Source organism: Phycisphaerales bacterium (genome assembly GCA_040221175.1).
Taxonomy (GTDB): Bacteria; Planctomycetota; Phycisphaerae; order Phycisphaerales; family UBA1924; genus JAHCJI01.
Window position 1 is genome coordinate 20,344 of sequence record JAVJVK010000004.1, and the last position, 23,869, is coordinate 44,212.

Consider the following 23,869-nt stretch of genomic DNA (forward strand, 5'->3'; position numbering starts at 1 on the left):
CCGCCGAGTGTATCGGCTCTTCGGCGTGAGTCAACGATACGCAACGCCCCTTCAGGCCGACCCACCGCGTAGCCTTGGGCCCAAGGAGGGACGCACCAGCGTCCGAGTACATGCCGAACACCATGCTCAGTCGATTGCGGAGGGCCCTCCCCCTCGCCACCCGCGTCCTGGCCGGGATCCTGCTGCTTGGCGGGGCGATCGGCCTGTTCCAGATTCTCAAGGCCACCAAGGCCGATCCCGCCCTCAGCGAAGAGGCGGGGCTGCCGCCGTTGGTTCGAACCGTCGAGGTCCAGCGGGTCGAGACGGCCCGTCCCTGGACCGGCTACGGCACGGTTCGAGTCATGACCTCCGCCCGTGTGGCCGTCCAGGTGGCCGGCCGGGTCGTCCATCGGCCCGATTCGATCGAGGCGGGACTGTCCGTCGAGCGGGGAGACCTGATCGTCCGGATCGATGCCAGCGACTTTGAGCGGAGGGTGACGGCTCTTGAGGGCGCGGTGGCGGCGCTCGACGCCCAGCTCGATCAGTTGGACGTCGAGGCCGCCTCGCTTGACGAGCAACTCACCCTGGTCCTCGAGGAAGCTGAGATCGCCCAGCGGGAGTACGAGCGTGCCCGCGACATCTACGAGACCCGCGGCGCCGGCACGCCCACCGAGGTCGACCAGAAGCTCGCTGCCTACCGGCGGGCCGCCCGCGAAGCTGCGGCCCTGGAGCAGCAGTCCAAGTCGATCCCCGCCCGTCGCGCCGCCCTTGAGGCCAATCTTTCGTCGCAGCGGGCCGAGTTGGGCCTCGCACGCCAGGACCTGGAACGGGCGACCGTCAATGCTCCTATTTCGGGGATGCTCCAGGATGTCTCCCTGGATGAAGGCGACTTCGCACGCGTGGGTGACCCGGCGGTCCGCATCGTCGATCTGCGTCGCCTTGAACTGCCGCTGCTGCTGCCGGCATCGGCCGCCGGCGATATTTCGATCGGCGACGAGGTCGAGATCAGCCTCGAATCGGGTTCGGATGCCCGTTGGAACGGGCGCATAACCCGACTGGCGCCAGAGGCGGATGCGCAGACGCGATCGATCCGGGTATTCGTCGAGATCGTTCAGGAATTGGAGCGCGACGACCGCGGGATGCTGTCGCCCACCAACGGCGTCATCCTGCGACCGGGCATGTTCGTCGTGGGCCGGGTGCTGCCGAGTCGGCCCACGGCACACCTGTTCGTGCCGCGACGCGCGGTCGTGCAATCGGGTGTGCTCGTCGCGGAGCTCAACTCGCCCGCCCGTGCCCGCCGGGTCGACGTGCAGACGCTCTTTGCGCTCGAAGGGCAGATCGAAGGTGGCCCGACCGACGAGCAGCAGTGGCTGGCCGTGCAGGCCGACCTGCGTGAGGGCGAATCCGTGCTGGTCTCGAACCTCGACGACCTTCGGGATGGCTCTCCGATCCGCGTCGGCGAGCCCAAGGAATCGCCATGAGCCTGCCTGCCTTCGGTGTCCGCAAGCCCGTGGTGGCCAACCTGGTGATGTTCGCGATCATCGGCGCCGGCGTGTTGCTGGGCCTTGGTCTGCGTCGGGAATTCTTCCCCGAAGTCAGGCCCAACCGCGTCGTCGTGTCTGCGCCATATCCGGGTGCATCTCCCGATGAAATCGAGCGTTCACTGGCGATCAAGATCGAGGATCGAGTCGCTGACCTGCGTGACGTGGTCGAGATCAATACCACGGTCACCGAGGGCAGCGCGCAGCTCATCATCGAGTTCGAAGACTCGATCGATATTGACGAAGCGGTCAGCGACGTCAAGCGCGAGGTCGACGCGCTCCAAGACCTGCCCGAGCAGTCCGAACGAATCATCGTCGACAAGCTCGAGCCCAATCTACCCGCCGTCATCCTATCGATTTATGGCGACACGAGCGAGCGGGCCCTCAAGGAAGCCGCGCTGGCGATTCGCGAAGACTTGCGTGCGCTGCCGGGCATGGCCGACGTCACGATCGACGGTATTCGGACCGATGAGATCCGCGTCTCGGTCAGGCCGCAAGCCATGGTCGAGCATGGCCTCAGCCTGCCGATGATTGCCGACCGCGTGCGCGCTGCTATGCGCGAGTTGCCCGGCGGTACGGTTCGCACCGGCACGCAGACGCTTTCGGTTCGCACCGTTCGTGTCGAAGAAGACGCTCAACTGGTCGCCGACATCGTGGTCAAGAGCGAGGGCGGTCGCGTGCTGCGGCTGGGCGACATTGCCGACGTTGTCTACGGCTTCCGCGATACGGACCTGATCACCCGGCTTGAGGGCAAGCCCGCCGTTTCACTGACGTGCTTTCAGGTGGGCGATACGGACGTGGTCAAGATTGCCGAGCTCACGAAGGCCTACACGGCCGGCATGCGTGGTGAATCGCTGGAACTCACGATCGGCGAGCGCATTGCAAGGGTGATGCGAGACCTGCAAAACCAGCGGCTGGAGGCGCAGGGCAAGCCACTGGATCTCAGCCCTGTCTCGGATCGATTGCTTGCCTACGAAGCAGGGCAGAAGTGGATGGGTCGCCTCCCGGGTGAGGCTCGTATCACCACCGATCTCGCGCGATTCGTCACGGGTCGGCTCGAATTGCTCACGCGAAATGCGCTGCAGGGCGGTGCGTTGGTGTTCCTGGTGCTCGTGCTGCTTCTGAACTGGCGCGTGTCATTCTGGGTTGCCATCGGGCTGATTATTTCATTGGCCGGGACGATCGCCATGATGCGCATGACCGGCATCACGCTGAACCTGCTCACGATGTTCGGGCTGATCGTGGTCATCGGCATCCTGGTCGACGACGCCATCGTGGTCGCCGAGAACATCGTGGCGCGGCACGAAGAGGGCATGCCACCGATGCAAGCCGCCATCGAGGGCGCCGGGCAGGTCAGCTGGCCCGTGGTGACGACCGTGCTCACGACGGTGTTCGCCTTCCTGCCGCTCGCACTGATCGAGGGCCAGATCGGCGACTTCCTGGCGGCCCTACCCGTGGTCGTGGCCGTCGCGTTGCTCGTGTCGCTGGTTGAGTGCCTGTTCATCCTTCCCAGCCACATGGCGCACACGTTGCGCGCCACCGATCGAGCCGAACGCTCGGGCAAGGTCTCCAGGCTGGAACGATTCGAGGCGCGCTACGACCACTGGCGAGACAGGCTCTTCTCGCGGCTGCTCATCCCACACTACACCCGCATGCTCGTACGATGCATCCGGTACCGATACCTGACTCTCTCGGCCGCCATTGCGATCGTGATCGCCTCGGCTGCGATGGTCGCCGGCGGCCGCCTTGAGTTCATCTTCTTCGAAACCGAAGACGCCGAATCGGTGAACGTCACGCTGCGCATGCCCATCGGCACGCCCGTGGGAGAAACCGATGCCATCGTACGCCGCATCGAGCAGGCAGCGTTCGACCAGCCCGAAGTGGCCAGCGCCTATTCGTCGGTGGGCTCCATCGGCGACGTCAACGGCGAGGGCGGGGACCTCAGCCAGCCACACCTGGGCCAGATCTTCCTGGAATTGAACCCGGTCGAACAACGCGACCGCACCAGCAACGACGTCATCCTGGCCATCCGCGAACAACTCGGTGAACTGCCGGGCGTCAAGAGCCTGCGATTCGAGCCAATCGGCGGCGGGCCGGGCGGCGTCGCAATCAGCCTGGGCGTGGTCGGCGACAACACCGAGCGGGCCACCGTCGTGGTGGAACGGCTCAAAGACATGCTCGACGAGATCGAGGCCGTCTTTGATATCGAAGACGACGCCGATTCCGGCCAGCGGGAGCTGCGATTCGAACTGAAGGACGGAGCAACGGAACTGGGCTTCACCCGGGCATCGCTGGGCGAACAGATCCGCGGCGCAGTATTCGGGCTCGAGCCGCACACGTTTGCCGGCAACCGCGAGGACGTCAAGGTTCGCGTGACGCTGCCAAAGGAGACACGCTCGAGCCCGGTCGCGCTGGAAGATACCTACGTGTTCTCGCCCGCCGGCCAGGCCGTGCCGCTCATCGAGGTGGCGAGCATCGAGGAGGGCCGCGGCTATGCCACCGTTCGCCGGCTCGACCGTGAACGCATCATAACGGTGAGCGCCGACGTCAACCGACAGCTTGGCAACCCCGAAGAGATCGTGGCGTCGCTGCGGCCAAAGCTCGTTGCGCTCGAGCGCGAGTTTCCCGGAATTCGCATCGTCGAGCGTGGCCGGCAGAAGGACGTGGCCGAGAGCTTTGCCACGCTCCCGCTGGGCATGGCCGTGGCCGCAGGCTTGATCTTCGTGACGCTTGCCTGGCTGTTCTCCAGCTACCTGCAGCCGCTCATCGTCATGGCGGCCATTCCGTTCGCGACGGTGGGCATGATCTGGGGCCATCTCGCGCTCGGATTCGCCATGACCTTCCTCTCGCTCATCGGCTTCGTGGCGCTCTCGGGCATCGTTGTCAATGACTCGCTGATTTTCATGGAGTTCTTCAATGAGCGCAAGAGGCGATCCGCGAGCCTGCCCCTTGCACTGATCCGCGCGGGACGGGCGCGTCTGCGGCCCATCCTGCTCACGACCATCACGACCGTCCTGGGCTTGACGCCGCTGATGCTCGAGCAGTCGTTCCAAGCCCGATTCCTGATCCCCATGGCCATTACGATTGCGTGCGGACTCATGTCGGCCACGGCCATCATCCTGCTCGTTCTGCCGTCGATGCTGGCCATCCTCAACGACGTTAAGGTAGCGGCGCGAATGGCGTGGACCGGTTCCAGATCGAAGGTGAGCAACGGCAATGACGCGCTCGATGAGCCGACCTCCACGGCTTCGTAGGATCGCCCGTGGCGCGATCCGCCTGGGCATCATCGTCACTACCATGGGAGCGGTGCTCATGGCCGTTGGCCTGATCTTTTCGCCCGATCGGGCAATGATCTTTCCCGCGGCCATCGCCGGTCCGTTGCCACCCCCGCCAAAGGGCGTCGAGGCGTTGCAAACCGACGCGGGCCAGGTCTGGCTGCTCCCGGCATCGGCCGACGAACCCGCGCCACTCATGCTGCTGTTCCACGGCAACGGCGAGAACATCGCCAACCTGCTGCCGACGGCCAAGGCCTACCAGGCCCGGGGGTTGGCGGTCGCGATGGTCGAGTATCCCGGTTATGGCGGGACGGCTGGTCGCCCCACGCAGGCCTCTGTGACGAGGGCCGCGATTGCCGGCTACGACGAACTCGTGGCACGGAAAGACATCGATGGCGGGCGGATTCTGGCCCATGGTTTCTCGCTCGGAGGGGCGGTTGCAGCACAACTGGCGGAACAACGCTCGATTTCGGGGCTCATCCTCGAGTCAACGTTCACGAGCATGCCCGCCATGTACCGCTCCATGCGCATCCCCGGATTCCTGTGCCGAGACCCTTTCCGCACCGATCGAGTACTCGCAGGGTTCGATCGCCCGGTGCTCCTGCTGCATGGGCGAAACGACACCATCGTGCCGCCGTCGCACAGCGCCGAATTGCTTGCCATCTCGCCCGACGCCACGCTCCACGAGATGGACGGAGGCCACAACGACGGCCCGTCGGATCCCGCCGCGTACTGGCGCGCCATTGACGCCTTCGTCGGCCGCGCTCTCGATCGGTAGGTCAGCTCCGCAGACGCACGACGGCGCTCTTGCGTCGCCCGCCGTTGGCGAACTCGACCCGCACTCCGGTATCGAGATCGGCGCGCTCCATCACGGAGATGAGCTGCTCGACCGTGCGGACTTCGCGGTCGTTGATCGAAAGGATAACGTCGCCCGGCTTGAGTCCCAGGGCACTCGCGGGCGTCTGCGGATCAACGGCGATCACGTACACGCCCTGGCCGGGCATGCCCGGGAGATTCAAGGGCATGGACTCATCGATGGTGAGCCCCTGCACGCCAAGCGTCTCGACGGCCTTCGCACGCTCGTCGAGGGCTCGCTCCAACTCGGCCTTCTGCGCCTCCTGGGCCAACCGAATGAGTTCGTCGCCGCCGGTCACTTCGGCTTCGAGCCGCAGGGTCTGGCCATCGCGGATGATGTCGAGCGTAATCGGCGTGCCCGGCCGCGTGAGCCCGACGAGATTCCGAAGCCGGTTAAAGTTCTCGGTCTGTCGCCCATTGATCGCGATGATGACGTCGCCGGGCAGCACACCCGCCAAGTCGGCCGGCCCATCTTCGATCACGGTCTGCACGTAGACACCCACGGGCAGTTCCCGCCCTGTGTCGGCAGCGAGGTCGGTGGTGTTCACGAGATCGCTGACGCCCAGGAAGCCTTGTTCGAGCCGGCCGGTTTCACGCACGTTCTCGAAAACGCTGGTCGCGATGGCGCTCGGGATGGCAAAGCCGATGCCCACCGAGCCGCCGCCCGACGAGGCGATCATCGAGTTGATCCCGACCAGTTCGCCGTGCAGGTTGACCAGTGGCCCCCCGCTGTTGCCCGGATTGATCGCCGCGTCGGTCTGAATGAACTCTTCGAATCGGTCGACGCGTTGCCGGCTGGCGGTGCGAGGCGTGAGACCGCTCCGCCCCTTCGCGCTCACGATGCCGGCGGTGACGGTGTGGTCAAGGCCAAACGGACTCCCGACCGCCACGACCCAATCGCCCACCTGCAGCTCGTCGCTGTCGGCGATGCGCGCGGGCGTCAGGTCGCTGGCGTCCAGACGGAGCACGGCCAGGTCGGTACCGGGGTCCGACCCCACGATCTGAGCGGCCACTTCCCGTCCATCGGCGAGGGTGACGACGACTTCATCGGCGCCCTGGATCACGTGATGGTTGGTCAGGGCGAAACCGTCTGACGTCACGATGACGCCCGAGCCCACGCCCGAGGGCAGCGTCTCTTCCTGGCGCACGATGCGACCAAATCGATCGCGGACGCGACGGGAGACCTTGCGAGCAGTCTGAATGTGGATGACCGAAGGCTCGATGGTCTGGGACGCGTGGCGGAATACGCGACTGAGGCTTCCGGCGAAAGCCACATCGGCGCGCACCTCATCAGGGAGATCCTCATCCTGCACGCGGTCCTGGGAATGGGCAAACACCAGCCCGGACTGCGTGCCGCTGGGTTCCTGCTGAGCGCCCGCATCCGTGGGAAGCATCGAAGCGGCGATCCCGGTGACAGCCGCCAGTGTGGCGGCGCACAACACGGTCATCCTGATCGACATGCGCACCTCCTTGTAGGTCATGACCAACACTATTGACCGCGCCCGGCCCGTGTTCACTGTATCTTGGGACGCGCACCCCGAACATTGCCTGCGTTTGGTTTTTGCAAGGCATGCGATCCAGATCTAGGTACCGCGTGTATTGCCGAAGAGCTCGATTTGCAGCCGGTGGCAATAGCGCCAGCCTCGCGCCACGCAGGCGTCCACAAGCCATCCCAATGATGCCGGATCAGGGCTGGCGACCCCTTCGGGCATGAGCAGCACATCGCCCGACTCGACTTCGCGAAGCTGGCTGAGCAGTTGCTCGATCTCTGGCAGGTCGGTCTCAGACGCCACCACGAACTTCAGCTGGCGCTGGGGATGGTCGGCAAGCAACGCGTGTAGGGCCTGAAGATTGAGGCGCTGCCGCTCGTGTCGCACGGCAATGGCTCCGGAGGGGTCTCGCGGGTCATCGTGCGGCGTGCTGTTGGCCAGTTTGGGACTCAGGCTCAGCAGATCGCAATGAACCGAGCGATGGACGGTCCCGGCGGTTTCGATGGTGACGTGCACGCCCAGGTCCGCCAGGCCGCGCGCGAGATCGGCAATGGGTTCGAAGATCATTGGCTCGCCGCCGGTCAGCACCGCATGCCCGATGCGGCTGTCCCGCGCTTCTCGAAGGAGCTCGTCGATCGTGCGCCGGTCGCCCTTGGGCTCCCAGCTTGCATAGGGAGTATCGCACCAGCCGCAGCGGAGGTTGCATCCGGCCACGCGCACGAACCACGAGGGCATGCCCGTGAGCTTTCCCTCGCCCTGGATTGAGACAAAGGTCTCGGCAATGGGCAACGCAGCGGACGTCATGCGTACCTCGTGGGGTCATGCACGCCCGCGGCCTCGAAGCCTCGCCGACGAAGGATGCAGGCTTCGCAACGGCCGCAGGCGATCGGACCTGCACCATCGTCCGCAGGGTCATAGCACGAAGTCGTGAGCGAAAAGTCAACGCCCGCAGTCGCGCCCGCGCGCACGATGTCGGCCTTGCTCAACTCAAGAAGTGGCGTTCGCACCCGGAGCGGGCTGGCTCCCTGCGTGCCCCGGCGGGTTGCAAGCGTCGCGGCGCGGGCGAACGCATCGATGAAGTCTGGGCGACAATCGGGATACCCAGAGTAGTCCACGGCATTCACTCCGATGAAGACGTTCTGCGCCTCGTTCGTCTCGGCGTATGCGGTGGCAATGGACAGGAACACGAGGTTGCGCGCGGGCACGTACGTCGATGGGATTCCTTCGCTGCCAGGTTCGGCCTGGTCTTTGGGAACATCTCCGCCGGTGGTCAGCGAGGACCCTGCAAAGGGCCCCACGTCGAGGGTGTACACGGTGTGCGAGGCGGCGCCGAGGCTGCTGGCAACGGCGGCCGCACACCGCAATTCACCTCGATGACGTTGACCGTAGTCGAAGGAGAGCGCGTGGCACTCGTATCCCTCCTGGCGGGCCAGCGCGAGGCAGGTGGCGCTATCGAGCCCGCCACTGAGCAGGACGACCGCCCGGCTCATCTGGCACCGTCCTGCTTGACGAGGATCGCACCGCGGGGCGTCGCGCCGAGTTCCTTGAACTTGCGCTCGAAGTTGCTTCCGATCAGCCCGCCCTCCGGGGCCGACGGAAGCTTGGGCAGTGCATTCCGCTCGAACGGGACGTGGTGAAACCCCGACGGCACGGCCTCGCACCATGCCGCAAACTGTCGCTCGTAGAACGCCCAGAGCTCGTCGTGATCGGTGGCCAGGCGAAGTTCGCCACCCGGTCGAAGCACGCGCCAGGCATCAGCCAGGAATCCGTCCCGCAACACGCGATTCTTGTGGTGCTTGCGCTTCGGCCACGGATCGGAGTAGTACAGGTGGAGCGTGTGCACGCACGCGTCAGAGACGCGCCATTTCAGGAACGCGACCGCATCGCCTCGCAGCACCCGGACGTTGGACAGCACGCCGGACTCGCGATGACGCCGAACGCGATCGGCGGTGTAAAAGTAGACGTCCGGATCTTGCTCGATGGCAAGGAAATTGCTGTTCGGGCGAGCACGGGCAGCCTCGACGAGGTAGCCACCCTTGCCCGGTCCGACCTCGACCTCCAGCGGGCGATCAGGGTGCTCGAACCAGCGGGAGGGGTCGGCCTTGGCCGCATCGGGCCGTTGCAGCAAGTCGTCGGGCAGCGGGCCCAGTTCATCCCTGGTAACGCCCACGGCACCCGGGGCGTCGTCGAGCGTTCTTCCTCTCCCAAGATCGCTGGGCATCAGACCGGCTCCCTGGGTTGCAGCGTCTTGCTCATGATCAGGCTGAGGTAGTTCGTGTAGGGCCACTGCCACGTCTGCACGACGCGATAGCCGCGACGCTCGTAGTACTCGCGCAGCGGGGCATCGGGCTCGGCCATGCTCAGGGCGAGTTCCGTGGCGCCGAGCGCCAGGGTCTCCTGTTCCACGCGATTCAGCAGCGCCGAACCCACGCCACCGCGCTGAAGAGTCGGCTCGACGGCAAACTGCGAGAAGTGGGTCACGTCCTTGCGCAAGAACCATGGGGGGAAGGCCGCGTCTTCGCGTTCCTGAAACAGGATGGCGCCAAGCAGCCGCTCGGCCAGCCGAGACGACGGGGCCCCGCCTGCGGGCGTGAGCGCGAGGAACGTCTGCCCTCGATAACAGCGCTGGCGGGTGATCTCGACGGACTGGCGGCCCGCCAGCGGATCCATGCCGCGGTCCCGCTGGCTCTGGTAGGCACGGTGCAACAGCGCCGTGATCGGTGCAATCGGGTCGGTTGCCAGCAACGGCCGCACCGACACGGCGGGTGCGCTGGAGGGACCAGAATCGGGCTTCGGTTGGCTTGTGTCAGGCTGGGACATCCGGCAGGGGGTCGCTTCCGTGGCTTGGGGCGTACGGGGAACTGTAACGCTAGACTCGCCGCGTGCCCGTTACGCCCCCACAGCCAGCCCAATCGAGCGGTCCTTCGTCTTCGACCGACCTCCGCGTTCGGTATTGCGAGTGCGACCCGATGGGGGTTGCCCACCACGCGAGCTTCGTACCGTGGCTCGAAATGGCCCGAACAGAGGCCCTGCGCGCCAGCGGCAGGACCTATGCCCAGATGGAGGCCGACGGCGTGTTCCTGGTGGTCACGAAGCTGGATCTGGCTTTCAGGCGTCCTGCGCGGTACGACGACGTGCTCCGCATCCGCTGCCGGGCATCGGTCGCCGGCCGGGCCCGCCTTCGGCACGACTACGAGATCGAACTGCTGGAGGCGGGCGATGGTAAAGAATCCCGGCTCGACGGCCGACCGCTCGTGACGGCCAATACGGAACTGGCGTGTGTTGATGCGACCGGCCGGCCCACGCCGATGCCTCAGTGGCTGATCGAGGTCGTGCAAGGGCGCTCATAGCCGCTCTGGCCTGGCCCGGAGAACGCATGACCGAGCACCCCGACGAAGCCAGCCCCCAGTCAAAGCCCAGAGCGCGGCTGCGGCGGTGGTTCGTTCGGTTTGTCCTGCTCATGTGCCTGGCCGCGATCGCGGGGGCTGTTGCAATCGGCCTGCTGCTCACGTCTGCCGCGGGCGTCATCCTTCGCCCCAAACTCGAGCAGGAACTCGGCGTCCGGGTGGAGGGCGGCTCGCTCAAGCTCGACATGGGTGGAGACATCATCATCGAGAGCGTCACGTTCCGAACGCCCGAGCCCACCGACGCGCTCGACCCACGAGGCGAGGCATCGCGGTTCCTGCACGTCAAGCGAGGCCGGATCCTGCTCGGCTGGCGTGGCAAGCTGCGAGGCGGCGCCCTGGTGCGGCGGGTGGAAATCTTCGATGCCGACGTCCGCCTGACCAAGCCCCTGGAAGACTTTGACCTCAATATTCTGGCGGTCGAGCCACCGACGAGCCAGGGCGCCGGCGCCGGTTCGCTGCCGAGCATCATCGTGCACCACGCCAGCGTCCTGCTGGGCGAGCACGATGGGAGCGGCAACATCTTCGAGCTTCGAACGCTCCCGATCGTCGCATCGTTGCGAAGTTCGAGAGAGAGCCCCGGCGCCTTCGACGTGACGGCCTTCGAAGACCCCAAGCTCAGTACGAGCGTCAAGCCACTTCGCTTCGAGGGCCAGCTTGGTCCGGACGGTTTCTCGGGCACGCTTGGCGGCATCGACATGGCAGACTTCCCGCCCGACACGATCCCCCTCCAACTCCGCGAGGTCTACGAGGAGCTGCGCGTCGGTGGGCGTACGCGCGGGGCCACGGTTCGCTACGACCAGTCAACCGACGTGCTCGAACTCGTGCTGGACTTCCAGGCAAGTTCTGCGCAGCCCGCGCCGTTCGAAGAGGACTCAGCCATCGACGCACGCCTCGACCTGCGCGTGCCGGTTCCGGTGGATGAAGCGGGCACGCTGAGGCCACTCATTCCGACCAGCGGCAGCGGGCGGGTGCGACTCGTGCAGCGGCCGGCACCCGAGAGCGGGGACTCGATATCGTGGCGCGCGTTGCAGGCCCCGTCGGAGCCAGGGGAATCAACCCCGGGCAAGCGCACGCTCATGGTAGAGGGAAGCCTGACCAGTACCATCGAAGACCTGAAAGTCTACATCGATCTGCGGCTCTGGCTGGGCAATGCCGAGCCGCTGTATGAATTCCAGGTCGCCACGCTCGAACCTTATGCGTTCACCACCGATGCGCCGTGGCTGAGCCGGCCGACGCCTGTTCTTGAGAAGGTCTCCCAGGTCCTGGAGATGTTCGAGCCCGCTGGCACGGTGTCGCTCTCGGCCCGCGTGGCCCAGGTTGCCGAGGGTGAGGGCGTGCGGCAAGAGGTTTCCGGCCGGGGCACGATCCGGGACGCGGGGATGCAGTTCGAATACTTCCCCTATCCCGTGTCGGGCGTCAGCGGATCGATCGAGATCGACGATGGAACGATCGGCCTGATGAACCTGCGCGGGGCCACGCGCGCGGGCACACCAGTTGCCGCTTCGACCATCATTATGCTTGACGAGGTTGCCACGGGCGTTGACGTCGACGTGCGAGCCCTTGGCGTTCCATATGACGACACCTTGCGCCAGACGCTTGACGCGGTGGCACCGGAGATCCGGCAGATCATCCTGAACGAGGACGCGCTGGCCGATCTGTATACTCAGGGTTTGGCGCGTGAGCCGGGCACGCCTGGCCGATCGCCAGCCTTCGCCCTTGGCGGCCAGGCTGATGCACGCGTACGGGTGACGCGCACCACAGGCGTGGACAACAGCACGACGGTGCACGTGGATGTTCGCAGCAGCAAGTTTGGTCTGCTGCCCGAGGCCTTCCCGCTCCCAATCATCGGAACCGATGTTCTGCTGACCGTCGATCTGCCCTCGGAGCAAGACACCATTCTCAAGGGCAAGCCTCGCTTCCTGCAAGTCGCAGCGAACCAAGCCAAGGCCACGACGCTGGCCGGTGGCGATGCCGTGGCGGACGTCGTCGTTCGAGTGCCCCTGGATGAACCACCCGGCGAAGAACGCTCGACTACCGTACACGTCGACGTCGACGCTACGGATGTTCCCATCCAGCCTGTGTTGTTGTCGGCCATCCCGACGGGCGAACCACGGGAAGGGTCGTCATTTCCCGATGGTCCGCGCGGCATTCTTTATGACCTGCGGCCAAGGGGCGACATCGACGCGCAGGTCGAGGTCACGCGGGATGATCGCGGCGAACTTGACTGGTGGGCCCAGATCCAGCCGCAGGAGGCCACCCTTTCGCCAGTGGCGCTCGAACTGCGCCGTCCATTGGTCATCAATGACGTTGTCGGCGACATTCGCGTCGACGATGCCGGCCTTCGCGGCGAACTGAACGGCCGGGCGTCGGTCGGCGGCGAGGTGAGCGCGACGATTCGTGCTGACTTTCAGAGCGACGCCGTTCTCGCAGTGGTCAATACCCAGGACCTGAATCTTCAGGCGCCCGTCGAAGACGCCGTGGCCGTCTTCGCACCCGATCTCGCCCGTGCGCTGGCCGAGGCTCGGAGGACGTTCCAGGTGCGGGGCGTCGCAGACATCGCCACGAACGTGCGCTCCGCCGAGGCGAAGACATCGGCCGAGGTCCGCATCGCCGGCGTCGACCGGCTGCGATTTGACTGGCTGGGTGGTCGCATGGGCCTCGACGCCGCCCGCGGATCGGTCATCGTCACGACCGGCCAGTCGGGACCGCTCGTTTCGTTCGACAGGGTCGTGGGCGAGGGAAGCTTCGATGGCGAGTCCATCGGGCGCGTCCGGATGCGGGGCGAGATCCCGCTGGATGCCCTGCGCGAAGCTGGGAGCCGGCTCGAACGACCAACCACGCTCGATATCGAGATCCAGGGCGGCCGTCTGGAATCCAGGCTCTTGCGCACCCTCGCCGGCAATCGGACGGCGACTGAGTCGGGTTCATTCCTCGACCGCTGGGACGTCCAAGGGGAGTACGACGCACTGGTCGCGCTCCGCACGCCAGCGTATGAAGGCAATGGCACGGGCGCACGGCCGTTGCGCGAGTTCGAGCTTTCGCCCTATGACGCATCGTTTGTTCGCGAGGGCACCCGCTGTTTCGTGCCCTGGATCAGCGGCGTGATCGCCGGCAAGGAATTGGTTGCCAGTCCCTTGGGGCCGGGCGGGGCTTCGCAATACGCGGGCGAAGTGGACTACCTCACGCTTGGTGGCGACGACTGGTGGGTATCGCTGGACGGCTTCTGGCGCTCCGAAGGTGGTGTCCAGAGCGAAATCGAGGCGGATCTGGACGGACGAATCCGGGCGAGCGATGCAGAAGAGTCACGGGTGAGGGGCGTACCGGTTCCATTGCTGGGCATCTTCCCGGCAGGCGTCGAGCGATCGTTGGAAGCCATGAATGCCACGAGCGATGGCGACATCACGATCCCGCGCGGCAGGCTCCGGATCGTCTCGAAGGAACAGGCCGACCCACGCATCGAAGTGGATGCCCTGCTCGGCCTGGAGCGCCTGCTCCTTGGAACGCGTGCCGACGATGACGCTCCCGACGCCGATCGCCCCATCGCGATCCTCGAGCGGGCGGCCATGAGCGTCCAAAGCGACACGGAGCACCCACTGCTGCGCGCAACGCTGGACCTTTCGGCCGCGGAGGGCCGGGTGTGGGGCCTGGCGGTGAATGATGCGCAGCTGCTCGCCGACGTACGCCTGGATGGCACGATCTCCCTGCCGGTCATTCGAGCCGTTGCGGGTGGTGGTCGCGTGGCCGGCAGGGGGTCGGTGACGCTGGGGCAGGCCGACGGGGAGCGCGCGCGTTATGCGCTGGATCTGTCCGGATCGGGTCTGTACACCGAACAAGTCGTCGCGGCCCTTCAGGATCGCCAGCCCGAGATGGTGCGGGGCGCGGGAGACCTCGATCTCTCGCTGGGCCTTGAAGGCACGGTGGGCGAACCCGACCGGTATCGAGGCCGGGGATCGATGCGGATTCGGGGCGGATCTCCGGTCGAACTTCCGCTTGCCATTCGGGCCGCCGTCGAGGCCATGAACGTGAACTTCGGGGCCGATCAGTACGACGCGATGAACGGCGACTTCTACATCGTCGGACAGACGTTGACGTTTACGCGGCTGGCGGTTAGCTCCGACGCGGTGATCCTGGACGGGCTCGGTACCGTTGATCTGGGCAGCGGCGCCCTGGACATGAGCATCACAACCCGCCCAACCCGCGACACGGCCCTTCGATCGATGTTCCGAGCGCTGCGGGACGTCATCGTCTCGGTGAATCTGAGGGGCACGCTCGACGACCCCGCGCCGGCGCCAAAGCCCCAGGCCCTGGTTGGTCCGCTGGATCGCCTGCGGCGGATGATCCAGGGCGGGCTCGATTACGAGGAATGGTCGAAGGAACGCCTCCGACGATACTCGCGTCAGCGGGGCGAGCCGGACAGCGGCTGGTGACCGCCTTCGGGCCAACCGGGGGCCCATGTGCTGCTACCCTATGGGCCCATGCAGGACGGCACGGACCCCACCACGACGGACGACCTCCAGACGCCAAACCCGCGGGCCGACTGGCAAGCCATCGGCAAGCGCATCGACGAACTGGTCGAGATGGTTGCGCCGGACAACGCACAGGCGTTTGACCGCAAGCTCGTAGCCGAACTGGTCGCCGCGGGCCTGAAGCTCTTGCCCGACGGCCGCAACCGCGGCGAACTCAAGCTCCTGACGGCGGCGATGAAGGAGCTTCGCTACGCCTACCGGGTGTTTGGTCGCTACGAGCAGGCGCAGAAGATCACGATCTTCGGCTCCGCCCGCACGCCCGAGGATCATCCGGACTTCGAGTCCTGCGTCGAGTTCTCCAAGGATATGGCCGAAGCGGGCTGGATGGTCATCACCGGAGCGGGCGACGGCATCATGAAGGCCGGCCACGTGGGCCCGGGCAAGGCGGCCAGCTTCGGCGTGGCGATCCGCCTGCCGTTCGAGACCACCGCGAACACGGTCATCCACGGCGATGAGAAGCTCATCCACTTCCGCTACTTCTTCACACGCAAGCTCATGTTCCTTTCCCAGGCACAGGCCGTCGCCCTGTTCCCAGGCGGCTTTGGAACCATGGACGAGGCCTACGAGACGCTGACGCTCATCCAGACCGGAAAGAGCGGCATGATCCCGATCGTCATGTTGGAAGGACAGGGCGGCGGATACTGGGACGAGTTCCACGCGTTCGCTCGTAATGCCCTGTTGAGCCGGCAGATGATCAGCGAAGACGACACCTCGTTGTATTACCACGCCAAGTCTCCGTGTGACGCCGTCAAGCACGTCCTGGACTTCTATCGAAACTACCACAGCTCCCGGTACGCGGGCGACGAGCTCATCATCCGCGTCCGCAGGCGCCTGGAGGCCGAGCACCTGGACACGCTGAATCACGAATTCGCCCGTCTGGTCAAGGAAGGGCAGATCCGCCAGGGCGGTCCACACGAATACGAGGATGAATTCCTGGATCTGCCGAGGATCAGCTTTACGCACACGAGGCGAGACTTCGGGCTGGTCCGCAAGCTGATCGATCGAATCAACCAGCTCGACGCGTCCTGAACGCCATGCCGCCATCGCGCACGGACATTCTGCGAAGATCTACCGCCGCTCTGGCAGCGCTGTCGACTTGTCTTTGGATGGCCGGTTGCGCACGACAGGTTCGGATTCCTGATGCTCCGCCACCCGTCGATACCACGCCGGTCACCCAGTTGGCCGGGTATGGCATGGAGTTGCGCGTCTGGGCGCTCGATGCGACTTCCTGGAAGCGGATCCGCAATAACGCCGAACTGGAGCGTCTGTATGGCGAGTGGCTGGCGATCGAAGCCCAGCGCACCGCCGACGCAGCCGAGACGAAATCAGAATCAGACAGCCAACGCGAGACCACGGGGCCGTCGCCCGTGCCTGATGACGGTCATCCGGCCACGTTTGAAGCGTTCGTTGCCGCCCGCTCGGAGTCGACGCCCGAGCAACCCGGCCTGGATGCGCTTTCCAGCTACGCAAGCACGCACGGCGTGCTCGACGCGGCGGCTGAACGTATCTGGATCCAGAACGGGCTGCGTTTCGCACTCGTTCCGATTGAGGAACTCGCCGCGCTCCGCGACGCGCTGGGTGTTCCCGGCCCGCTGGAACGCACCTGGTGGGGCGTGACGACCACCTGGTCGCACATGGCCAAGGGCGTGCCATTCTCAAGCCACCGAATCGACACAGACGCGGGGCCGTTGATGCTGGGGCCGGGCCGCCTGGCGCTGATCGGGCGAGCCTGGCCGGCCCCGGGAACGAGCGACCCAGTCTTGCGCCTGGAGTTTTGCCCGCAGTTCATTCGCGCCGACGATGCGAGCAAGAGTTTCCGCGCCCGACTGACGTCCAGGCTCGAAACCGATCAAGGCCCGCCGAGCGATCTGGACGCTGGCCCAGTGTTCGAGCGATTGCTCCTGCGAGGCTCGATTCCGCTCGGCTCGGCGCTGATCATCACCGCCGGTCGCGACGCCGAGAAGCCCCAGCAGATCGGTCCGCTGCTGACCGGCTCGAACATTGGGCAATCCACGCTGTCGACTGTCGGGCCCGATGGGCAGGTCCGCCCAGTCGCGCTGGTGGTGGTCCCGGTTCTGCCCGAGTGGTTCTCGCTGAGCGGGGACTGACCCGTACGCAGGCCCGATGCTTCGAAGCCGCGGGCCGCCACCCCTACCATCGCACCCCGTGGGCGGCCTCTAGGGGCGAACCCGTACACACTCTCTCCCGATGGAGCACGGCTGCATTGCAGAACCTTGTGTCGATTCACCTTGTGTCGATTCTCTGGTTGATCCTTGGCATCGCTTTGCTGGTCGGCGGCGCCGAGGTCATGATCCGTGGCGCTACCGAATTGGCCCGTCGGCTGGGCGTGCCCACGTTCATCATCGGCCTGACCGTCGTGGCCTTCGGCACCAGCATGCCGGAAATGGCGACCGGGGTGGGCGCAGTGCTCAAGGGTCAGAGCGATCTGATCGTCGGCACGGTCATCGGTTCGAACATCGCCAACATCGGTCTGGTGCTGGGGCTCGCCGCGGTGATCAAGCCCGCACGTGTTCGCGGCGGGGTGGTCCGTCGCGAAGTGCCGATGCTCATCATCGTTTCGCTTGCCCTCGTGGCCACGCTCTTCGGCGGGTCGGTGAGCCGGCCCGAGGCCGTCCTCCTGGTCATCGGCTTCGCGGCGTTTATTGCGTGGACGCTGTACGCCTCCAGGCACCTCGATCCCGAAGACTCGGCGCTAGTCATCGAAGCCGAGGATGAGCAGGCAGAAGGAAAGCCGCCGATGAGCGTCGGCCTCAGCCTGGTGCTCGTTGGGATCGGGCTCGGTGGCATGGTCATCGGTTCCGACCGGGCAGTTCTGGGCGCGACCGACCTGGCCTCAGCGATGGGCGTGCCGGCATTCATTATCGGCCTGACGATGGTCGCCCTGGGCACGTCGCTTCCCGAAGTGGTGACCACCGTCATGGCCGCCCTGAAGGGGCACTCGGATCTGGCCGTGGGCAACGTCCTTGGGTCCAATATCTTCAATGTGCTCTGCGTCGTGGGCGTGAGCGGCCTCATCGGCGAACTTCAGGTTCCCGACATTGCCATCCAGCGCGACGCCTGGGTCATGCTCGGGCTCACGCTGGTCCTCCTGCCCATCATGGTGACGCAGTTCACGGTGAGCCGGACCGAGGGCTGCGTGCTGCTTGCCGTCTATGCGGTCTACGTTGGCCTGGTTGTCGCCATGTAGCCCCATAATCACGGAATGAGGCCCTTTTGCTCGTTTCCGGGGCCTTGTGGCACGCTGGATGCCAATTGCCGCCTCGATGCAGCCGATGGAACGGGTACGTCTCACAGACACCCGGAGATCGACCATGCTGCGCGTATCGATGCACGAAGCCACCGAAGGCATGCGTCTTGCCTTGCCTGTCTACCACCCCCAGCGCGGTGGACCCGTGTTGCTCAAGGCCGACGTGACACTCGATTCGCGGCTGATCGCTCGATTACGCGAGATCAATCTGCGTGAGATCTACATACATTATCCGGGGATGTCGTTCCTGAGCCGGTTCGTCAGCCCTGCCATCATGCAGGCACGTGCGGAATTGAGCCAGCACGTCCTGGCTGCGCTGGACGAGGTCGCAGCCAATGCCGTCGCGCGTCTGGACTACACGGCTTACAAGCGGGCCATTGTCGGGCTCATCGAGCAACTCGTACATGCTCCGACAGCGGCCTACTACCTGGAAGAGCTTGCCACGGCCGACACCCCGCAGGGCCGGCACGCCAACGCGGTGTGCTATCTGAGCGTGCTGATGGGTCTGAAGCTGGGCGACTACCTGATCGCAGAGCGGCCGAGGCTGCATCCCAATCACGCTCGGGACGTGACGTCGCTAGGCGTCGGCGCCATGCTGCACGATGTTGGCATGCTCCGGCTTCCTCCGGAGACACTTCGACGCTGGAATCGCGAGCATGACCAAAGCGACCCGCATTGGCAGCGACACGTCAAACTGGGCTTCGACATGGTGCGAGATGGCATCGATCCCTCCGCCGCAGCGGTGGTATTGCATCACCACCAGGCGCACGATGGGTCGGGGTTTCCGAGGCGCAAGCAACTCGGTGGCGGCTCTGTCCCGTTGAAGGGCAAGGAGATCCACGCGTTCGCACGAATCGTCGCGGTGGCCGACGCGTTCGATCGGTTTCGAAATAGCAGCGATGCGCCCGGTGCTGACTCGGTGCCGCAGGTCCGCCGCTCGACGGTGGCAACGCTGCGGGAGATGGTCCTTGGCGAGTCTGCCAAGCGATTCGATCCGACCGTCCTCAAGGCGCTGATCGCCTGCGTCCCGGCATATGCACCCGGATCCATCGTGACGCTCAACGATGGCCGCAGAGCGGTGGTCTGCAACTGGCGCCACGACGACCCCTGCCGACCCCGTGTGCTACCGATCGACACCCTTCAAGCCGCCGTGAGCGCTTCGCGACAAGGTTCAAGGTTCGTCGAAGACGATGAGCCCAAGCAGTTGACGGATCTGGCCTCCTCGCCCGATCTGTTCATCGTCGAAGCCGAGGGCCTGGACGTCTCGAAGGAAAACTTCGTCCTGCCCAGCGCCAAGTCGTTCGACCTGCGTCAGGCCGATCGCGACCGGATCAATCGAGCCGAGACGCTCGAGACGACCTGACGGCTGAATCAGCCAGCCGGCTGCTGCTCGGGTTCCGTCGGTTCCTCATTGGCCGTCGCCACTGGCGTGGCCTCGCCCAGCGCGGCTTCGGTTTCGTCCGCAGCGTCACCGCTCTCGTCGGCAGCCTGGGCGACCTCGGTTTGGTCAGCCTGCGGCTCCGTTCGGGCAGAACGACTGGACGGCGCGGCCGGGCGATCCGGAACCGGCTGACCGTTCTCATCGAGGGTGAAGCCGACCGTTTGCAGACGAGCCTGATCCCACGGCTGCTTGAGCACCTCACCGGGCTCGGGCGCGCGAACCAGAACCGCGTCTCCGGCCGACAAACCGGCCAGAACCTCGGCCTCGGTCTCGCTGCGACGACCCAGGCGGATCGGCACGCGCTCGTAACGTGTCCCGTTGGGCTTGTACACGTAACGCAACCGCCCCTCGCTGAAGACAGCCTGCACCGGGATGGTCAAGGCGTCGTCGACACGGTCCATTACGATGGTGGCCTCGGCCCGCATCGAAGGCTTGAGCTCCTTGGCGCGTTCGCCGGGCTGAAGCAGAATGCGCACGGTGTATTCGCGCAGGTTCGGATCGCGCCAGTTGCCGCTCTCGGCCAGGACACCAATGGATTCCACCGTGCCGGGGAGGATGGCGGTGCCCAAGGCCTCGATCTGGACGTTGGCAGCCTGACCGGGCGTCAGCCGGCCGGCCAGTGATTCATGCACGCGGACCGAAGCGACCATTTCGGAGGTATCGGGCAGGATGATGAGCACCTCGTTGGGTGAGACTTCCATGCCGGGCTCGGGCGGATCATCGTTCCAACGGCCCCGGCGAGTGCTCGAGTTATAGACGACCAGCCCGTCGTTGGGAGCCTTGATCTCGCAGTAGCCCAGCTGCTCGCGGTGCTTGGCAAGGCGCTCCTCGCGGAGCTCGAGCTGCCGGCGCGCGTTCTTGCGGTTGGCGTCCTTGCTCGCTAGCTCGATGGCGTTCTGCTTGCGGACGCGATCAACCTTCGCCTCGGCCTCTTCGACGGCACTGGTCCGCTGCTTCTCATCGCGCGGACGCTGGTAGTCGCGGTACGTGTCCAGCGCCAGGCGAGCCTGCTTGACGCGAGACTCGGCCTCGAGCAACTGGATCTGTTCCTGATCGAAGTCGTTCTTGCTCTTGAAGTTCTTGGCGAACAGCTCCTTGCTCTGCTCGAACTTGTCCTTCAGCCGATCGAAGTTGCGCGTTGCGCTATCCAAGTCAGCCTGCAGGCGCTCGAGTTCCTTAGGGTCGTCGCCATCGCGCCACTGCTGCAGCGCCAGTTGCGCGAGCTCAAGCTCGAGGTTGGCCGCACGAAGGTTCGATTCGTTGTCGCTAACCTGGATGAGGTAGGCATTCTCGGCTGCTTCCAGATCGGCCCGCGCCGTTTCGACCCGGCTTTCCTCTTCGGTGATCTCCTGTTCGATGGCTTCGCTGTTGAGCGTGAACAACACATCGCCCTTGGTCACCCGGGTGCCTTCGTCGACGATGGTCGTCAAGGTGGCCCGGCTATCGAGCTTGTTCCTTATCTCGACCTGCTGGCGGGCCTCAAGCTCGCCGGTCGCGATGGTCTGGATCTCGAAGTCGCGGATTGCGGCGGCCACGACGTCGCTGGTCTGGACGGTGTCCATACCGTCCAGTTGGGTCGCGGCGTACCAGCCCCCGCCGCCGATGACCGCCAAGGCCACCACGGCCCCGGCTGCCTTGACCAGCAACCCACCCCGCCTCATTCGTGCCTGTCCCATCGATCACCTTCCCCAGGGTCCTGCCCGTGAGATGTTCCTCGAGTCCGATCCGGCTGATGCTCGCATTCGTCTTGGAGCCGGTCCATCGGCATCCGAGCGAGTTGGACACTAGCGTTGAACCACTCAGAGCCCCGATTGGTTCCCCCCCGTCGCCGAAAACCCTGAAAATCGTGGGCCAGTCCCGGGAGAAAACGGCCACATGAACAAAGGCGCCTCCAGTTCCGGCGATGCCCCGTGGCTCATGGCCGTCGCGGCGCCGGCCGAAGCCGTGGCCGTTCTCAACGGCCTGGCGGTGGCCTCATCGCCGCCACCGGAATGGCAGCCAGTGGAGGTCTCCGACGGCCTGCACCTGCTGGTGACCGGCGTCGGGAAGGCCAACGCCGCCGGCGCCGCCGCTCTTGCATTGGGTGCAGAGGGTTTTGGTGCGTTGCTGAACTTGGGCATCTGCGGATCGCTGCCCATCGTCACCCCGCTGGCTATGGGCGATTCGATCGGGGCCACTCGATCCATCTATGCGGACGAGGGGCTGCAACTGCCCGACGGATCATTCGTGGGCTGTGCCGATATGGGTTTTCCCCTAGGCCCATTCGATGACTGGGGTATACGGGCAGACGCCGACTTGTTGGATCGACTGGCGTCCTTGGTGTCCGTCACCGCTCCGATCGCCACGGTCTCGACGTGTTCTGGGACCGACGCGCTGGCTCGGACCGTTGTCGAACGGACGTGGGCGGTTGCCGAGGCGATGGAAGGAGCCGCTCTCGGGCAGGTTGCCGCGCGGCTTGGCGTTCCGTTCCTGGAGATGCGTGTGGTCAGCAACACGACCGGCGATCGCGACCGCCAGACGTGGTCGATCGGCAAGGCCCTTGAGGGCGTCAGCCGCCTGGCTCGCGGCGTGCGAGACATCGCCGCTTCGCCCCGATAACCGACCGATCGCACCGACGAGGCGGGTTGCGCCGGCGATACGGGTGTTCATGTTCGACAAAGTCGGACGGTCTCCTGAATTGGATGTCTCGAAGGACCGATTCCTTGGGCTGCGGCTCGGAAATCGCGCGGCCGTGCTGCGCGTAATGGACGGTTCAGGGCAGGTCAGGGGGCCACTGTGGGCATCTCTCTGAAAACACTCTCGGCGATCGGTTCGACGCGGCTCATCGGGGGCTCGATGTCGCCCATCGCGTTTGAATTTGGGACGGCCGAGTTGAAGGTGCTGCAGATCGCCACCGGCCAGAACCCGCATCTGATTGCAGCCGCGGCGCTCGAGATGCCCTCGCGGCTTCGTCGGGACGCTCAGGCACGGCTCGCGTTCCAGATCGAGGCCCTGCCGAAGCTGGTGAAGGCGGGCGGCTTCAAGGGCAAGCGGGCTGTGTGCTCGATGCCCAGCGCGATGTCGTTCTGCAAGCACCTCAAGATCGTCCGGGCCGAGGGCGTGGGCATGGACACCCTGGTGCGAGCCAAAATCCAGGCTGCGATGGGCTGTGATCCCAGTGCATTGGTCTACCGCTGGGTGCCCGTGGAGAATGCCGCTTCCAGCAACCGCGGCGAAGTGATCTGCATGGGCGCCGGCCGCGACGTGATCCAGCGCCTGATGCGGGCCTTGAAGGCCGCAAAGCTCGAACCCGTGGCGATGCACAGCGACTTCCAGGCAATTCTGACGGCCATGCACGCCTGCACGCGACACCTGGAAGATCACGAGGACAAGCCCACCCTGTACCTGGAACTTGGCGCCGGCGGCTCACGGGTGCTGGTGGGTGACGGCGAGCGACTCGCGTTTGCCAAGTTCGTGGAGATCGGCGGCAAGCACCTGGACGAGGCGATCGCCCGCGAGCAGAACATCGACATGGAGATGGCCCGTTCGGTCCGCCTGAACCTGCAGACGCTGGTACCCGAGGCCGTGGCGTCACCAGCCGCTTCCAGGGACGAGAGCGCGGATCGCCCCGGAGCCGGTTCGGGTCTGGCAATGCTTGAGGCAGCGCTGAAGCGCTCTCGCGCCACGCCTAGCAACGAAGAGAACGGCGGCAGCGCGGTCATGGCTGCTCTTGATGAGAGTGCCGTCGGCATGGAAACGCTCGACGAGACGATGTCGCGCACCGGAACCGATCTAACCGAGCCGCTGGAGATCCTGACCGACGAGGTCCAGATGTGCGTCCGGTATTACAACGGCCTGTGTCCGCAGCGCAAGATCGAACGGGTCGTGTTCCTCGGCGGCGAGTCGCGTCAGATGGCCCTGTGCACCCACATCGCCCGACGCCTGAACCTGCCGGCCCAGGTCGCCGACCCGCTGGCGCGTGTTACCCGGACCGGCAATGAACCCTGCATCGGCACGGACCTCAGCGGCAGCCAGCCCGGATGGGCGGTTGCATTGGGCTTGTGCCTTCGTCCAACCGATCTTTGAACAGGCACGGAGCTACGGAGGA

17 protein-coding genes are annotated in these 23,869 nt (G+C 65.5%); 11 read left to right on the top strand and 6 right to left on the bottom strand.

Going from position 1 to position 23,869, the window contains the following annotated elements; genetic code table 11:
• The first annotated feature begins 110 nt into the window (after window positions 1-110).
• Genes RIE32_02295 through RIE32_02305 form a run of 3 tightly spaced genes read left to right on the top strand, consistent with a single transcriptional unit; the run spans window position 111 to window position 5,573 of the window.
• Window positions 111-1,460, top strand: a complete 1,350-nt coding sequence (locus tag RIE32_02295) for an HlyD family efflux transporter periplasmic adaptor subunit (protein MEQ9095074.1) — start codon at window positions 111-113, stop codon at window positions 1,458-1,460.
• Window positions 1,457-4,774, top strand: coding sequence for an efflux RND transporter permease subunit (locus RIE32_02300; protein ID MEQ9095075.1), 3,318 nt, complete (start codon window positions 1,457-1,459; stop codon window positions 4,772-4,774). Before RIE32_02295 ends, RIE32_02300 begins: the two co-directional genes overlap by 4 nt.
• A gap of 58 nt (window positions 4,775-4,832) precedes the next feature.
• Window positions 4,833-5,573: an alpha/beta hydrolase gene (locus RIE32_02305; GenBank protein ID MEQ9095076.1), complete on the top strand. Its 741-nt coding sequence runs from the start codon at window positions 4,833-4,835 to the stop codon at window positions 5,571-5,573.
• 1 nt (window position 5,574) lies between these two features.
• Here RIE32_02305 and RIE32_02310 read toward each other — a convergent pair whose 3' ends face one another.
• The 5 genes from RIE32_02310 to RIE32_02330 form a co-directional block, all read right to left on the bottom strand.
• Window positions 5,575-7,110 (bottom strand): trypsin-like peptidase domain-containing protein, encoded by a 1,536-nt coding sequence (locus tag RIE32_02310; protein MEQ9095077.1) that lies wholly within the window; start codon window positions 7,108-7,110, stop codon window positions 5,575-5,577.
• A gap of 123 nt (window positions 7,111-7,233) precedes the next feature.
• The gene (locus RIE32_02315) at window positions 7,234-7,944 is read right to left on the bottom strand and encodes a radical SAM protein (GenBank protein MEQ9095078.1); all 711 of its coding nucleotides are present in this window, start codon (window positions 7,942-7,944) and stop codon (window positions 7,234-7,236) included.
• Complete coding sequence (gene queC, locus RIE32_02320) at window positions 7,941-8,630, bottom strand: 7-cyano-7-deazaguanine synthase QueC (protein MEQ9095079.1); 690 nt, start codon at window positions 8,628-8,630, stop codon at window positions 7,941-7,943. The genes RIE32_02315 and queC overlap by 4 nt, the downstream gene beginning before the upstream one ends.
• Entirely contained in the window at window positions 8,627-9,361 is a 735-nt protein-coding gene (locus RIE32_02325) for a hypothetical protein (GenBank protein MEQ9095080.1), read from the bottom strand. The genes queC and RIE32_02325 overlap by 4 nt, the downstream gene beginning before the upstream one ends.
• A complete protein-coding gene (locus RIE32_02330; protein ID MEQ9095081.1) occupies window positions 9,361-9,960 on the bottom strand; it encodes a GNAT family N-acetyltransferase in 600 nt (199 codons plus the stop codon). Before RIE32_02330 ends, RIE32_02325 begins: the two co-directional genes overlap by 1 nt.
• A 62-nt stretch (window positions 9,961-10,022) precedes the next feature.
• Between RIE32_02330 and RIE32_02335 the strand changes: the two genes are divergently transcribed.
• The 6 genes from RIE32_02335 to RIE32_02360 all read left to right on the top strand — a co-directional run bounded on the left by RIE32_02335 (window position 10,023) and on the right by RIE32_02360 (window position 19,704).
• On the top strand, window positions 10,023-10,490 hold the full coding sequence (locus RIE32_02335; protein MEQ9095082.1) for a thioesterase family protein: 468 nt from the start codon (window positions 10,023-10,025) through the stop codon (window positions 10,488-10,490).
• A gap of 26 nt (window positions 10,491-10,516) precedes the next feature.
• Window positions 10,517-14,974: an AsmA-like C-terminal region-containing protein gene (locus RIE32_02340; GenBank protein MEQ9095083.1), complete on the top strand. Its 4,458-nt coding sequence runs from the start codon at window positions 10,517-10,519 to the stop codon at window positions 14,972-14,974.
• 48 nt (window positions 14,975-15,022) lie between these two features.
• Entirely contained in the window at window positions 15,023-16,102 is a 1,080-nt protein-coding gene (locus RIE32_02345) for an LOG family protein (protein MEQ9095084.1), read from the top strand.
• A gap of 164 nt (window positions 16,103-16,266) precedes the next feature.
• Entirely contained in the window at window positions 16,267-17,181 is a 915-nt protein-coding gene (locus tag RIE32_02350; protein ID MEQ9095085.1) for a hypothetical protein, read from the top strand.
• 116 nt (window positions 17,182-17,297) lie between these two features.
• Window positions 17,298-18,281: a calcium/sodium antiporter gene (locus tag RIE32_02355; protein MEQ9095086.1), complete on the top strand. Its 984-nt coding sequence runs from the start codon at window positions 17,298-17,300 to the stop codon at window positions 18,279-18,281.
• A gap of 124 nt (window positions 18,282-18,405) precedes the next feature.
• A complete protein-coding gene (locus tag RIE32_02360; GenBank protein ID MEQ9095087.1) occupies window positions 18,406-19,704 on the top strand; it encodes an HD domain-containing protein in 1,299 nt (432 codons plus the stop codon).
• A gap of 8 nt (window positions 19,705-19,712) precedes the next feature.
• Here the strand turns inward: RIE32_02360 and RIE32_02365 are convergent, their stop codons facing one another.
• Entirely contained in the window at window positions 19,713-21,458 is a 1,746-nt protein-coding gene (locus RIE32_02365) for an HlyD family efflux transporter periplasmic adaptor subunit (protein MEQ9095088.1), read from the bottom strand.
• Window positions 21,459-21,657: 199 nt separating this feature from the next.
• On the opposite strand from RIE32_02365, the gene mqnB reads away from it, so the two are divergent.
• Both mqnB and pilM read left to right on the top strand, forming a co-directional pair.
• Window positions 21,658-22,380 (top strand): futalosine hydrolase, encoded by a 723-nt coding sequence (gene mqnB, locus RIE32_02370; protein MEQ9095089.1) that lies wholly within the window; start codon window positions 21,658-21,660, stop codon window positions 22,378-22,380.
• A 177-nt stretch (window positions 22,381-22,557) separates the two neighbouring features.
• A complete protein-coding gene (gene pilM, locus RIE32_02375; protein ID MEQ9095090.1) occupies window positions 22,558-23,847 on the top strand; it encodes a pilus assembly protein PilM in 1,290 nt (429 codons plus the stop codon).
• Window positions 23,848-23,869: the final 22 nt, after the last annotated feature.